At 43.7% G+C, this 15,225-nt stretch carries 10 protein-coding genes and 1 pseudogene; 4 read left to right on the top strand and 7 right to left on the bottom strand.

Annotation, left to right across the window (positions count from 1 at the left end):
* Window positions 1–97 precede the first annotated feature (97 nt).
* Both RMY31_RS33810 and RMY31_RS33805 read left to right on the top strand, forming a co-directional pair.
* Window positions 98–1,600, top strand: coding sequence for an NADH-quinone oxidoreductase subunit M (locus tag RMY31_RS33810; RefSeq protein ID WP_322658315.1), 1,503 nt, complete (start codon window positions 98–100; stop codon window positions 1,598–1,600).
* A gap of 104 nt (window positions 1,601–1,704) precedes the next feature.
* Complete coding sequence (locus RMY31_RS33805; RefSeq protein ID WP_322658316.1) at window positions 1,705–3,000, top strand: CO2 hydration protein; 1,296 nt, start codon at window positions 1,705–1,707, stop codon at window positions 2,998–3,000.
* 638 nt (window positions 3,001–3,638) lie between these two features.
* Here RMY31_RS33805 and RMY31_RS33800 read toward each other — a convergent pair.
* The 5 genes and pseudogenes from RMY31_RS33800 to RMY31_RS33780 all read right to left on the bottom strand — a co-directional run bounded on the left by RMY31_RS33800 (window position 3,639) and on the right by RMY31_RS33780 (window position 11,701).
* On the bottom strand, window positions 3,639–7,862 hold the full coding sequence (locus tag RMY31_RS33800) for a PAS domain S-box protein (RefSeq protein WP_322658317.1): 4,224 nt from the start codon (window positions 7,860–7,862) through the stop codon (window positions 3,639–3,641).
* Window positions 7,863–7,867: 5 nt separating this feature from the next.
* The gene (locus RMY31_RS33795; protein WP_322658318.1) at window positions 7,868–8,170 is read right to left on the bottom strand and encodes a transcriptional regulator; all 303 of its coding nucleotides are present in this window, start codon (window positions 8,168–8,170) and stop codon (window positions 7,868–7,870) included.
* Between the two features lie 259 nt (window positions 8,171–8,429).
* Window positions 8,430–9,245, bottom strand: a complete 816-nt coding sequence (locus RMY31_RS33790) for a DUF1838 domain-containing protein (RefSeq protein WP_322658319.1) — start codon at window positions 9,243–9,245, stop codon at window positions 8,430–8,432.
* A gap of 287 nt (window positions 9,246–9,532) precedes the next feature.
* Window positions 9,533–9,748: pseudogene (locus RMY31_RS33785) on the bottom strand (SAM-dependent methyltransferase); the annotation flags it as partial.
* A 468-nt stretch (window positions 9,749–10,216) separates the two neighbouring features.
* A complete protein-coding gene (locus RMY31_RS33780; RefSeq protein WP_322658320.1) occupies window positions 10,217–11,701 on the bottom strand; it encodes a GTP-binding protein in 1,485 nt (494 codons plus the stop codon).
* Window positions 11,702–11,907: 206 nt separating this feature from the next.
* Between RMY31_RS33780 and tpiA the strand changes: the two genes are divergently transcribed.
* Window positions 11,908–12,633 carry a triose-phosphate isomerase gene (tpiA, locus tag RMY31_RS33775; RefSeq protein WP_322658321.1) on the top strand — a complete coding sequence of 242 codons (726 nt, stop codon included), beginning with the start codon at window positions 11,908–11,910 and terminating at the stop codon, window positions 12,631–12,633.
* Window positions 12,634–12,777: 144 nt separating this feature from the next.
* A complete protein-coding gene (gene folP, locus RMY31_RS33770; protein WP_322658322.1) occupies window positions 12,778–13,635 on the top strand; it encodes a dihydropteroate synthase in 858 nt (285 codons plus the stop codon).
* A gap of 120 nt (window positions 13,636–13,755) precedes the next feature.
* On the opposite strand, the gene RMY31_RS33765 is transcribed toward folP, so the two are convergent.
* On the bottom strand, window positions 13,756–14,598 hold the full coding sequence (locus RMY31_RS33765; protein ID WP_322658323.1) for an SPFH domain-containing protein: 843 nt from the start codon (window positions 14,596–14,598) through the stop codon (window positions 13,756–13,758).
* Window positions 14,599–14,835: 237 nt separating this feature from the next.
* A complete protein-coding gene (locus RMY31_RS33760; RefSeq protein ID WP_322658324.1) occupies window positions 14,836–15,120 on the bottom strand; it encodes a hypothetical protein in 285 nt (94 codons plus the stop codon).
* Between the last annotated feature and the right edge of the window lie 105 nt (window positions 15,121–15,225).

The raw sequence follows: 15,225 nt of genomic DNA, 5'->3' as shown, positions 1-15,225 counted from the left end.
GCTTTTACGCCAAAAGCATTGCACATTGATCAAAGTAGACTGTTAACCGCTAACAGTCTACCGTCAGAAATCAACTTTTACCAAACTCCAAATTGCCATGTTGAGTGTTTTAATCTTGCTCCCCATTTGCGCGGCAGCTATTATAGCATTACTACCTAAAAAGATTCCGGCAAATGGTATTCGTTTAGGAGCATTATACTTTTCTGGAATCGTCTTACTCTGGAATTTGTTTATTCTGTTAAAATTTGATATCAAAAATCCAGGAATGCAATTTCAAGAATATCTTCCTTGGAATGAAACCCTAGGTTTGAGCTATCAATTAGGAGTTGATGGGCTATCAATTTTGATGGTGGTATTAAATAGCCTACTCACCTGGATTGCTATTTACAGCAGTAGTAAACAAATCGAACGCCCTCGGCTATTCTACTCAATGATTTTATTGGTGAATGGCGGCGTTGCGGGTGCATTTTTAGCAGAGAATTTGCTACTATTCTTCCTGTTCTACGAACTAGAATTAATTCCTTTCTATTTGCTGATATCCATTTGGGGAGGAGAAAAGCGGGCTTACGCTGGTATCAAGTTTCTAATTTATACCGCTGTTTCGGGGGCTTTAATTCTGGCAACCTTCTTGGGTATGGTGTGGCTAACTGGTTCTACCAGTTTTGCTTGTGATGCAGTCTCTACCCAAACCCTATCAACAGGAATGCAAATCCTCTTACTAGCGGGGATAGTGTTAGGTTTTGGAATTAAAATTCCCCTGGTTCCCTTCCATACTTGGTTACCGGATGCTTATGTTGAAGCTTCAGCACCAATTGCCATTCTTTTGGGTGGGGTGTTAGCCAAGTTAGGAACTTACGGACTATTGCGGTTTGGTATGGGCATGTTTCCTGAAACTTGGAGCATTATCGCACCGACCTTGGCAATTTGGGGAGCAGTTAGCACCATTTATGGGGCAGTAGTTGCGATCGCCCAAAAAGATATCAAGCGCATGGTAGCATACAGTTCCATCGGTCACATGGGCTATGTATTGCTAGCTAGTGCTGCTAGTACTTCCCTGGCACTTGTCGGTGCTGTCGCCCAAATGTTTAGCCACGGACTCATCCTGGCAATTCTTTTCCACTTAGTTGGAGTCGTGGAAGCGAAAGTCGGCACCCGCGAGTTAGATAAACTCAACGGCTTAATGAGTCCCATACGCGGTTTACCTTTGATTAGCGCCTTACTAGTTTTAAGCGGCATGGCTAGCGCTGGTATTCCCGGTTTAACAGGATTCATCGCTGAATTTATCGTCTTCCAAGGTAGTTTCTCTGTCTTTCCCATCTCCACACTGTTGTGTGTAGTAGCGTCTGGCTTAACCGCAGTGTATTTTGTTATCCTCCTCAATCGCACCTGTTTTGGCAAACTCGATAACAACTTAGCCTACTATCCGAAAGTCTTGTGGTCTGAAAAAATACCAGCCTTAATTTTGGCAGCTTTTATCATCTTTTTGGGAATACAACCCACTTGGTTGGTGCGTTGGAGTGAACCGACAACTACAGCAATGGTAGCGGCAATTCTCCCAGCGGAAAAAACCGTAATCTCTCAAGTAGTTAATAGTCAGTAGTCAGTTGTCAGTGGCTATTAGAAAACAACTGACTACAGATGTTTTGAACATTTTCCATGCTTTGAAAATACGTCAACAATTAATTACACCAACTATCGATTAATATGACAGTAACTAAATTACCTCCTTCCAAACATGAATTTGCTGAAGTCATTCATCGCTTAGAAGCTGGCGGTGCAATGTTGCCGGATACTCCAGAAAATTTAATGCAAATCATCGGTTTATATAAAGCTTATGCAGTGCCGATGGACTTTTACTGGCGTGACTTGCTTTATATTGCCGAACATGTATTTTTAGACCCGTTTCCTTTCTTTAAATACTTCTTGCCCAAAGAGTATTTAGAACTGCATAATCATTACGCTGGCGATGATGCCGATTTACGAGTTTGGCGCGGCGAAGCCACTGCCCATCCAGAACTTTTGGCATTTCTTGAGAAAGGTGAAACCTTCAAAATGCCGAAGTTATTACATCATTTGTTCCACGATCGCATTAACATGGAATTTGCCGAAGCTTGTATGCGGGCGATGCTGTGGCATAGAGGTATGGGTGGAAAATTTGACCCTTACTTAGATTCTGAAGAATACAAAGCCAATGCCGATAGGGCAATTAAAGCATACTTCCAAGGTAACCCGGTAATGCTGGGACTTTACAAGCTGTTCCCAGATATGTTTTTAGAACAATGCCGCCAGATGTCTTACTACGCTAATCTGGGCTTATTCTGGGAAGTCATGGCACCTGTATTTTTTGAAATGTCCGATCGCTATGATGAAGGTACAATCGCCAGCATTCCAGAGGCAATGAATTTTATAGTCAATGGGATATTTGCGATCGCAGATCGTCCGATTTACCATCATGTTTATATTCGCGGTCAATGCTACGAAATTGTTCCTAAATCCAAGGGTTTTACGTGGCTGTATGAAGCAGCATTACCCTATGTAGAAGCTGTTTTCTACCGCACTGCTCCTTTTCGGGGGACAAAATCTTATAATGCTCAAGCGCGTCAAATACCAGAAGACCAGAAAGATTTCCACTATGGCATTCTCTATGCTGATGTATTTCCAGTAGGTACGGCTGGCATTCCGCCGACATTGTTAATGCAAGACATGTTGCATTTCCTGCCACCTTATCTTGTTGATTACTATAGCAAATATTGCCGTGGTGAAGATGATATGTTGATTCAGCTAGGTATTAGTTTTCAAAGGTCAATGTACTGTGTAACTTCTGCGGTAATTCAAGCTTTGCGAACAGCACTTTTACATCCTTTAGACGACCCCAATCCCGAACACCTACAAGCCAATCGAGATTTCTTTGAAAAGCAACTCGATCGCTTTACTCGTTCTGACTACAATATTCGTGATGCTGCACGTCTGCGTAATATTCAAAACCAAGATTATAGATAGATGATTTCTCCAAGCCCCTTAAAAAAGGGGCTTTAATATTATGATATAACCCTTCTTTTGTTACTTTAGGAAGATAAAAAAGTAGTAAATATTCAACTAGTAAGAGGAAAACTGACCAGAGAAGCCCGAAAATCATTCATGAAGTCAATCATTCATGAAGTCAATTAATTTCAAAAAGCAACGTTTCATACCAGGAATGTTAAATACTGTTAGCCAAGGTCGAATTAAACAGTAAAAGATATAGGGTTGACTAATCAATCTCAGGTTATTCCAAGCACTCTTCCATGTTGTACCAGACTCCCAATTAGAATGTTGACTATGTTGAGAAATATTCGAGTCAGTTGAGGACGATAATTCGGAAGTATATGTTGCATAGTTACGGGATGATTTAGCAACTTCTAAAATTCTCCCCCTGCTTCCCCTGCTTACTCCAATTCATCCCACTGTTATGCAACGCCCGGAAGTATATGTTGGGCTTGATTGGGGATCGAGTTAACAATAGGTTGCTTGAATGCTAACTAAAAGATAGGCACTAAAAATTATTTCCCACCAACGTTCAATACTTTCATAATCCTCCTGTTTCATCAATGCGATTGGATATTTTTCTTTGGAAGTCCCCTTGTCTTTCAATTTCTTGGTTAAGTCTTTTTTACGCCCAGAAAACTTGTGATAGCTTGCACTAACTGGTTGGCATCTACTGGCTTAGCGATATGGTATTGAAACCCTGCGGCAAGCGCCTGTTGCTGATTCATTTCCCCAGCGTAGGCAGTGAGAGCGATCGCTAAAATTTGGCTACCTTGTTCTGGTAGCATGGCGCGAATTTGTCGCATTAGCATGTAGCCATCGATATCGGGCATCCCGATGTCACTTACTAGCACATGGGGTTTAGTCTGTATCATAACTTCGAGTGCTTCCATCGCCGAAACTGCTCTGGTAACGCTCCCTCCAGCCTGCTCTAAGATGAAGGCTATTAACTCTCTTGTATCCGCATCATCATCGACTACAAGCACTCGTATACCAGCAAGGGGTGAGGCATCAGGTGTGGGAGGTGAAGAATTATCTTCATCTTTTATAGTTTTATCCTGCTTTAACAGCGGCAACTTGACAGTGAAAGTGGCCCCTTGCCCTTCTCCTGGACTTTCGGCTCGAACAGTACCACCATGTAGTTCGACTAAGTGACGGACAATCGCCAGCCCTAACCCCAACCCCCCAAACTTACGGGTGGTTGCACCATCTTCCTGACGGAAATACTCAAACACGTGCGGCAAAAAGTCAGGATGAATGCCTTTACCCGTATCGCTAATTTGAATTTGAGCATAGTTGGGGATTAGGGATTGGGGAACTTGGGGCCCCCTCTGGGGATTAGGGGAAATGGGGATTAGGCATAAGTCTGTAGTTACTCCCCTTGTTTTCTTGTCCCCTTGTCCACCTTGTCCCTCTTGTCCCCCAGTCACCAGTAACTGTGACAGCCGAATTTCCACCCGTCCGCCTGATGGAGTAAATTTCACGGCGTTACTCAATAAATTCCAAATCACTTGCTGTAGACGAGCAGAATCTCCCAAAACTTGCCCGATATTTGGATCGAGGACTGTCTGAATTTGAATTGATTTGGCTTGAGCCGCCAACTGCACAGTTTCTTTAGCAGCTGCGATTGTCGATGCTAAATTCACAGGAATCATGATGAGGCTGAGTTTACCCCGCAGAATGCGAGAGACATCGAGCAAATCTTCAATCAGTTGCACCTGTAATTTTACATTGCGTTCAATGGTTTTTAGTGCGTAAGCCGTTTTTTCAGCATCTAACCTACCATGACGCAATAGACTTGTCCAACCTAAAATTGGATTAAGGGGCGATCGCAACTCGTGAGACAAAACAGCTAAAAATTCATCTTTGATGCGGTTAGCTGTTTCGGCTTCGGCACGAGCAAGTTGCTCTTGTTCTAGTAGCTGCTGGCGCTGTTGCTCTAGTTGTTTTTGATTTTCGATATCTGTTGCTGTACCAAACCATTTAATTGGCTGACCCTGGGCATTTTTCAACGGTACCGCTTGGTGCAAATGCCAGCGATACGCCCCATCTGCTCGTCGCATCCGCCCTTCGGCTCGATAGTTTGTACCGGCTTGTTGCGCGGCTACCCAATTTTGGCTGAGAGTAGGTAGTTCGTCAGGATGTATAATCGCTTGCCAGCCTGCGGTTTGAGCTTGGGCAAGGGTTAATCCCGTGTATTTTAACCAGCGTTGATTGACATCGGTGAGCATTCCATCAGCGTTGGCAGTCCACACTAGTTGCGGGATCGATTCTGCTAAATACCGATAGCGTTCTTCACTTTGCCGCAGGATGGCTTCGGCAGCTTTTTGGGCGGTAACATCTTGAAAAATCAGCACGATCGCATTGATGCTGCTAGATTCATCGTAGAGCGGAGCTGCTGAAATACTAACGAATACCCTTGAACCATCACGCTTACGGCGATAAGTTTCTACACCAGCAAAAATTTCTCCCTTGGCCACAGCTGCTCTTACCTGACGGCATTCTTCTTGTTTTTCTTCTGGAACAATTGGAATCAGTTGACCCAAAACCTCAGTTTCACTCCAACCAAATAACCGCTCTGCTGCCGGATTCCAAAGCTGTACCGTCATGTTAAGTTTGATCGCAACAATCGGCAGTGGCGAAGCTTTAATCAGTGTGCTTAAGGTTTGTAAGGTTTGCTGGAGTTCTTGTTGGGCTTGTTTGCGAGCAGTAATATCAAATGCAATGCCAATTAATCCAATAATATTGCCTTGGCTATCTCGGTAAGGCGATTTTGTCGAAAGATAAGTGCGCCTACCTGAAGCTACTTCCAGGATTTCTTCAAATACCAGTAATTGTCCGGTTTGCATAATCAGGCGATCGTTCTCTACGATCTGTTCGGCTTCGGTTCGATTAATGTGAAACTCAATATCAGTTTTGCCAATAATTTCTGTCTCTGGTTTACCGATGGACCGAATCATTGCTGGATTTGCCATCAGTATTTGTCCCTCTCGGTTTTTGACATAAATCAAAGTGGGTGAAGTTTGATTGATGGCATTGAGAATCGTCGTACTTTGTTGCAGAGCAGCTTCTATATGTTTGCGTTCGGTGATATCTTCGGCAATGCCAGCGATGCGCCGAGTTTGTCCCGGTTCATTCTGAAGGATGTAACCGCGATCGCGTACCCACCGCACCGAACCATCCGGACGCACAACTCGATATTCAATACTCAAATTCCCATTTTCCATGCATTGATTGGCAGCACTTTGCACCAGTTCTCGATCCTCTGGATGAATACTTTCAATCCATTGCCCGAAGTTGCGGTACAAACTTTCACAGGATTGTCCCCAAATCTGTTCGTAGGCAGGACTGACATAAAGAATTTGCTGCCGATCGAAATCCGTAATCCAGAAGACATCTTGAATGGTTTGTGCCATCTGACGGAATCTTTTTTCACTTTCTTGCAATGCTGCTTCGGCTCGTTTGCGATCTGTAATATCGCGCTGAGTACCCCAAGCTCGTAGCAGCATTCCATCCTCAATAATACCGACCAGATTATTTAAAAACACTTTTGGATTGCCCTGTCGATCCACCTCATAGGATTCCGCATTCACCAGTCGATAACCAGACCGAATAAAGGCACGCAAATACTCCAGGTTACGGGGGTCTGATTGTACTAGCAAATCTGCTACCCTTGCTCCAATCAAGTCACCAGCAGAGGACGCGCCGTACATTTGCGCCATTACTTGGTTGCATTCTGCTAAGTAGCAATGCCGATAGAAATGTTCGATTTGCTCCTCTTCAGGTGAGTCAATCGGTAATGGTAATTCGGTTTCAAAGCACCAGATAGCTTCCGAACTTTGGTCAACAAAAGCTCGGTAGCGTTCTTCACTGCGCTGTCGCGTTGCTTCGGCTCGTTCGCGTTCGCTGATTTCTGTTACAAGAATTGAGACTCCATTGTTAGTGGGGTAGATGCGGTTCTCAAACCAGCGATTCCATAGCGGATAGAAATATTCAAATTGTACGGGTCTTTGCTCGGTTACAGCCCGATGGGCTTGGGTGTAAAATTCACTGCCGACGAGATCGGGAAACAATTCCCAGATACTTTTGCCCAGCAAGTCTTCTCTAAGTTTTCCGACTATTTCCACTACGCGATCGTTGACATAGGTATAGCGCCACTTGCTATCTAGAATTAAAAATTGCTCCTTTGGTTCGTCAACTGTCTGAACTTGTCCAGTTTCAATATTCAAGAAAATGTTTTTGGTGCGATCTAATTCCGCTACTGGTTGATTTGCAGCTTGTCCCTGTCGGTTGACCTCCTTTAATTCCTGGACTCTAGAAGAAATTTCCGCTTCCATTTCCTCAGCGCGGACTCGCAATGCTTGATTTTCCCGCTCCTGTTCGTTGTGCTTTTGCTGAAGTTGCACAAATTCTGTCACATCTTCGATACGATGAATAATGTAAGCGACTTTGTTAGCTGCTTCTATAACAGGCGAATTTACTGGACTCCAGTACCGTTCTTCAAACCCACCGCCTTCTGATTCTGGACGCGGAATGTCGTATTTCTGCAACGCCATGACATCCGCATTCTGATTTTGCAGCACTGTAAAGAGCGATCGCCTCAGATTTTGCGCCCCAGTCGCCAAGGGAGCGTCAGGATTATCAGGAAAAATTTCAAAGATACCGCATCCAAGAATTTCCTCTCGTCTGGTATTAGTTGTCCGTAGGTAAGTATTGCTGACTGCCACAATTGTGAACTTTGGTGAGTCTGGTGCCAACACCAAATATGCACCAGGTAATGATTCAAATAGTGATTGAAAATTCACTGTGGAAACAATCTGTTTTGCTTCACCCGTCACAATCTCTACTCCGCTTCTAAAAAATATTTAGTGAGGAGATGTTGGCTGCGTTTGTGCAACTTTAGCTCTGGCGAATTTCCCAAATCTTCTGATACTGTTTTAATTTGCTTGAGTGCTAATGGAGATGGTTGTATATGGCCGTTTTCCCGGCGATCGCTTGTACCGTCAGCAACACCTAATACAGTTGTAAGTTGCTCTTGGCTGAATATTGTCAATTGTCGAAGTTCACAAATCAGTTTGCTTATTTCTAGTTTTCTAAGCGCTGCTGTCTGTTTAAGCTTGGTGATTTGATATATAGGAGATCGCATTTGCTAATCGGCTATATAACGGACGTTATGTTAGATTTTCTGTTAAATAGCTGAAGTACCGATCTACCTTTAGGTATGATTTGTGCCTTTCTATAGGAGAAAAATTTCCACATGCATGAGGGACTGGAGGTGGAGGGACAGGAGGCACGAGGGCAGAGGGGCACGGGGGCAGGGGAGGATAAAGATAAAACTCTAACTCCTAACTCTTGTACAGACGCGATTAATCGCGTCTCTCCTAACTCAGTCCCCAGTCCCCAGTTCAAAAATCTTCTGTTTCGGGAAGTGGGAAGATTTCGCCAGCTAAGTAAGCCTGAAAGTGTTTTTGGAAGTACAGCCAAGAGGTCATATCTTCGCCATCTAAGTAAGCTTTTGGAGCTTGCTTGTATAAAGGAATGCGGTTATTAATTTCATCTTGCAGCAACTGGGGCAATTCTGTTAAACCACCTACTTTACTCCCACTAGCACTATAGATGAGATTACCAGAGCGATCGCCCATCTTCATCCAAGGAAGCCACTGACCAATCCTATCCCAACTCAGTCTGAGTTGAGAAACTGAAAGAAGTTCTGAGTTGAATAAATCTGCGGTTGGCACTGTTAGTTTAAATAATTCCGCTGCTTGATATGTTGCATAGGGACTGTATTCAGCAAATTTCGGATCTTCTGCCAGGATATTCGGGTAAGTGGGAAAAATATCAAAAACAAAGGTTGTAGTATCTCCCTCTACATGGGCAGGAAATTTACCCTGAAACTTACCCTGTACCGGATTATTGGCAACGTGTATTACTGGTAGGATCTCACCTGTCCAAGGATTTTCCCATTTTCGCAGCATTTCACCTGTCTCAGGGTCAAGATAGTAAGTTAGCTCCCTAGAAGTAAAATTCCAGCTATCTTCCGCTGTAGGAATGCACCTACTAATACTCAAACCCAGCATCTTGAACAGAAGCTTTCTTTTCTCTGTGGGAATAAAACTATAAATTTTACCTGTCCACATTAGGAATGTAGATTGGGTAGAGTCAAGAGAGGAACGAGTTTTCACCCAATGTAGGGCATCTAATTCTTGGATTTGGGCAACCATCTACAGCATCCTTAAGTATAGATAGAGGGACAAAGAGGCACAGAGGCAAGGAGCAGGGGATAATAAGGGAGATTGATTTGTAGCTGTAATGCTCGTAAATTGATACTAGCTACTAATTTACATTGTCAATTTTGTGTTATATCTTAAAACTCTGAATTTTCAGCTTACTACCTGTCCTTTTCCTTATCCCGAACTCAGTTTAAAGTATGTTGTTTGTTGATTAATTTTGCGATGTGTAGGAGGTAGTTCAAACCGCAGATATCACATAAAGTGACAGCGTTTAAATCAGCCAGAAAATCCTTTCGTCGCGGTGGTAAACCGTAGTGACCGAGGTGAATGTGTTCCCCCCAATAAAACTCTACGATGCCGTCAAGAGTCCATTGATCGTAGGAATTAGCGACTGTGGCTGAGGATTGATACTTGCGGGCAGTCAGGAGATAAGCCGCAATTACAATCACCAAAAGCACAAAAAAACCAATTACAAAATATAATAAAGTTGACATTTTTTGAACGTTCCTGTACGCCTATTTGAGTCGATCTAAAGGTTTACTCAATTGCTGCTAGTCCCGAATCAGACGAGCGATGGCGTAACCGCTCACGGTCAGCGATGCCTACGGCGAGCGGAGCTAATGCAATATAAATCATCCTATACATCGACATTGCACTGTTTTGAACATCTTGAATAATTTTCCCTTGAAGTAGACTGGGCTTATGTTTGCCTTGAGGGAAAGCCGTTTGTTTGACAAAGGGGTAGAATAGCAGTCAGAATCTTCCCAGTTCGGTGAAGATAGAATTTCGGCATGATGATTAACCGAGTAAAAATGTAGTAATATTAATTTTAAAAAAGAATGCAACACATGGGCAAACCCCTCCCCAAAGCTACAATTCGCCCATGTTGGACATCCTATCACTGTGGAAGATGCTTGCTACCGCAGATCAATGCCACGAGCTATTGAAAGAGCCATTATTTTTTATCTTTTGAATCTTAACTTCAGTTGCAATTCATCTTTAATGCGGTTAAGAATAGAAGTCTCATCAAGGGTTGCCAAAATCTTAGTAATGACAGCTTTGGGACCATCATTTCCCCAAGTTGCTCCATTGGCTAAATAAACCTTGGTAACTTGTCCAATGCCATAAGAAGAAACACCAGCTACACCTGCTTGAGTGAGTGCCACCGATATATACGGGCCAAGGGTAGCCCCAGCAGTGGCAGATGCAGAGATGCCAAGTAATGTTTTTAGCCCACTCAAGCCCAAGTTTGCCACTAGTTCACTAGCACCGATACCGCCCATACTCAAGGCGATTTTTTGTAGCAACTGTACTGCACCGCTTTCGCTCATGGGAATGCCATAGAGTTTAGATAGACCCAAAATCAGAACTATATCAATTACTACACTGCTCAGTATATCTACTACAGTTATAGGATTGAGAGCGATCGCAGCTGCCTTTGTCATTACAGCCTTCCAAATTAACTGATTGGCGTTCTGTTCGCGAATCATTAGTTTTCGCTGCACCAATTGCTCATTTACGCTATCAGCATAAAGCATGGTGTTGAGAGCAACCAAAGCTTTACCTTCACGGTGCAGAATCTCTAAAATTTTCAGCTTCAGTTCCTCGATTTGGGCACTACCTGTACGCAACTGCACGCCCCTAGTACCATCAGGACGCAGAATTGCCGTTTTCACCAGTGGTGATGCCGCAGACATCACAATTTCTAGGGGTGTGACTAACTCCCGCACCCTTTCATCTCGAATTTTACGGTAAATTGCCATCCGGTCGGCTTCTGGATACTGGTCTACTTTGTTAAACACCAAAACAATCGGTTTACCTGCTTCCCGCAACTGCGATAAGGCTTCATGTTCGACCTTTGTCATATCACCAGTAATCACAAACAGAATTAAATCTGCCTGCTTTGCCACCTGTTCAGCTAATGCCGCGCGAGTATCGCCATCCACCTCGTCTAACCCAGGAGTGTCAATTAATTCCACTTGAGATTGACCGATTCCAGGAAGAGTAACCCGCAAGGCAGCACGTTCAGTTTCCCCAACTGCCTCCTCATTAATACTCCAATTAACTCGTTGTGCAGCACGGGTGACACCATGTAAAGGCCCAGTTTCAAACACCGTTTGTCCAACCAAGGCATTAAGTAGAGAAGATTTACCCCGTCCTACCATACCAAAAGCAGCAATCTGTACTACCATGCGATCCAACTTACCCAGCATGGTTTCCAAATCAGCAATTTCCCCCTCTAAACCAGATTTTTCTTGGGGGGTGAGGTCGAGATTGGCTACTAAGTTCCGCAGCGCCGTTTGTGCTTGTTTATAGTTGAGTTCCTTTTGAATGTCTTCAAAGCTGAAAATGGCACTATCTAGTTCTTCCTCCCAGTTGAGAGAATTTGCATCAGTGTTAGCTGAATCACTTTGATGAGGATCGGGCAAGGGCAAAGTCGAAGTCATATCAATTTGCAAGTTGAGATTTGGGATTTGAGATTCACCCTATTTCTTATCCTAGTTATTTTTAGCAGTGTATTGGTGAGATTGGGGAGTTAGGAGAGCAGAGGAGGCAGGGGAGCAGAGGAAGAATAACAACTGACAACTGACTCCCAAAAAGTCCTAAACTGAAAAATGCATCTAGTAGCGTTAGGAACTTGACTAAATTGCCTGTGCGTAAAATCGTTATTGCTGGTAACTGGAAAATGTACAAGACTCAGGCAGAGTCCGAAGAGTTTTTACAAGGATTTCTGCCTCATTTACAGGAAACGCCTGAAGAGCGAGAAATACTGTTGTGCCCTCCTTTCACTGACCTCAGTGCTTTATCCAGAAATTTACATGGTAGCCGCGTACAACTGGGGGCACAAAATGTCCATTGGGCAGAATTTGGAGCCTATACAGGTGAGATTTCTGGCCCGATGCTAACAGAAATTGGTGTACGTTATGTAATTGTCGGTCATAGCGAACGTCGGCAATACTTTGGTGAAACGGACGCGACCGTTAATCTGCGCCTCAAAGGTGCTCAAAAGTTTGGTCTTACCCCGATTCTATGTGTAGGCGAAACTAAACAACAACGAGATGCTGGAGAAACTGAGTCACTGATTATCAGCCAGTTGGACAAAGGGCTAATCAATGTCGATCAGGAAAATTTAGTGATTGCCTACGAACCGATTTGGGCGATTGGTACTGGTGACACCTGTGAAACAAAGGAGGCAAATCGGGTAATTGGCTTAATTCGCAGTCAGCTGAAGAATCCAAATGTACCAATTCAATACGGTGGCTCAGTAAAGCCAAGTAACATTGATGAGATTATGGCTCAACCAGAAATTGATGGTGTTCTTGTGGGAGGAGCGAGTCTAGAACCAGAAAGTTTCGCTCGGATTGTGAACTATCACTAATCTCATGTATGAGGAGTCAGGAGTCAGGAGGCAGAGGAGCAGAGGGGCAAAGGGGCAGAGGAGAGAATTGTTAAATAATTTTCTCTGTGTCCCCTTTTTCCCTGCTTCGCCTGCTCCTTGGTCTCTCCAAATAAGAGCATATTTATGTCCAGCAATTTGATAATTCGAGGACGCTGTTTCGATTGGGGACAGCGTACTTACTTAATGGGTGTTTTGAATGTAACCCCTGATAGTTTTAGTGATGGAGGTGAGGTTAAAACTGCCTCTGCGGCTTTGGCACAAGCGCAAGCAATGGTGATTGCTGGAGCTGACATTATCGATGTAGGTGGTCAATCAACTCGGCCAGGGGCAGAACAAATAACTCTTGCAGAAGAACTCGACCGGGTACTAACTGTATTGCAGGTGCTACGAGAAAAAATTTCAGTGCCGATTTCTGTGGATACAACTAGGGCTGCTGTAGCCAAAGCGTCTGTAGAAGCTGGAGCGGATATTATTAATGATATTTCTGGCGGGACGTTTGACTCAGAGATGCTGCCAACAGTCGCAAGTTTAGATGTGCCGATTATTTTGATGCATATCAGGGGAACACCGCTGACGATGCAACAAATGACTGATTATCAAGATTTAATGGGGGAGATTTATAGTTTCCTAGCAAAGCAAATAGCGACGGCGACTGCTGTAGGCATTGACCGAGAGAAAATCATCATCGATCCTGGTATTGGTTTTGCTAAGAATTATGAGCAAAATTTAGAAATTTTTCGCCGCTTGCAGTCATTAAGAGCGCTCAACTGCCCTATTTTAGTTGGGGCATCCCGTAAAAGTTTTATTGGTCGCATTTTAAACCAACCAGAGCCAAAAGCACGAGTTTGGGGAACAGCAGCGGCGTGTTGTGCTGCTATTTTTAATGGCGCTGATATATTACGAGTTCATGATGTTCAAGAAATGCGTGATGTTTCACTGGTTGCTGATGCACTGTTTCGACAGTTGCCACAACCTGGTTGAAAACTCACAGTATATCAATTTTGGATTTTGGATTAAAAGTCCTTACCAAAGGTCTGTTACAGCAATCTCCATTAATACTACCTATTGTTATTGAGTATCGGAGTGGGTATTGCCTTGGGACTAAATAGAACTTTTCTCAGAACCATTGTCATCAATTTCATGACTTGCGGCCTCGCCAATCATCTGATCTAATGCCCCCTCTGATAATGCTGGATTGAGAAAGACGATTTTAGCATTAGTACTGGCACTAAGTTTTTGGCTAGCTTCGAGATGTTCTTGAGCTACAAGATATTTGAGAATTTCTCTAGTTTCTGGCTTGGAAGTTATAGCTTGCGAAAGTATGCGAATAGATTCCTTAGTCGCTTCTGCTCTCTTAATCGCAGCTTGCAAATCTCCTTCTGCTGTACTGATAGTAGCTTGTTTTCTGATTTCAGCAGCTTGCTGCTCTGCCATTGACTTCTGTACGCTCTCAGGCGGTGTAATGCTCTGAATATCCACCCGAATAATTTGAACTCCCCATTCTGCGCTTGTATCGTTTAAGACCCGTAACAGGGATTGGTTCACCTCGTTTCTAGAAGCAATAGTTTGCGATAGAGTTCTATCGGCAATGTTAGCACGGAGTTCAACTTGAGCCAGGGTTGTCAATGCAATCTGAATATCATCGATTTTGTAAAAACTTTTTTCCATATTGGTAATTCGCCAGTTGACAACGCCATCAACTTCTAGGTAAACGTTATCTTTTGTAATCACGTTCTGCGGCTTAATGTCTAAAATTTGTTCTCGTGTAGTATCTTCCATGACAATGGAATCAACTAGCGGAACTATAAAGTTAAGACCTGGTGTAAGTTTGCGATGATATCGCCCTAAGCGTTCGACTAAAGCTTCATTTCCTTCGTTAATAATTTTTGCAGATCCTAAGGCATAGCCTACAAGGGCTAAGACAATAGCAATGATTGGCTCCATATATGCTCCAATTAGTTTAGCTTTTAGAGAAATTTTAGTTTAAAGGACATGGTACTACCTTGTCGTTCCTTTCAGTCTAATGTGTCGAGTCTGTAATTTTATGAACACAGCAGCTACGTCTCATAACAAGGCTCTATGGGTTTGTGCATCTTTTGCCAACAGGACTATTTGGCAGAACGCGATCGTTATTAAAGCACCTTGATTACATACTGGCAAGGAGTATTTTTGTAATTAAGTTTACTTACCTACCAGTTGTAATTTATATGGACTCTCTGAAAGTTCAAACTTATACCATTTTGGATCTGAGATTTTAGAGCCACTGCGTTGCGGTGAGCAGTCCGTTGGGGAGACAGTACGTTGAGGAGCCAATTGCGTGGTGTTAGCGTAGCGGTGAGGCAGTCGCAATCCTGGCGGTTCCCGTCGGTTGCGATAGCGCAGCGAAGCGCGAGTCTTCTCCCAAAGGGAGCCACTGCGGTGAGGCAGTCTGGTCTTGGTGGTTTCCCCAAAGAGGAACTGCCGCACATGGTTTCCCGACCTGACCAAACTGAACGCTCTGCGTCTTTGCGTCCCCTTGTTGAGACAGGTAGGATATGTGAGTTCAGTACTATATGACGACTTAGACTCAGC

Source organism: Dendronalium sp. ChiSLP03b, assembly GCF_034531165.2.
In the GTDB taxonomy this organism is placed as follows: Bacteria; Cyanobacteriota; Cyanobacteriia; order Cyanobacteriales; family Nostocaceae; genus Dendronalium; species Dendronalium minutum.
The sequence above is the reverse complement of the archived record's forward strand: the minus strand, read 5'-3'. Positions and strand labels throughout refer to the sequence as shown.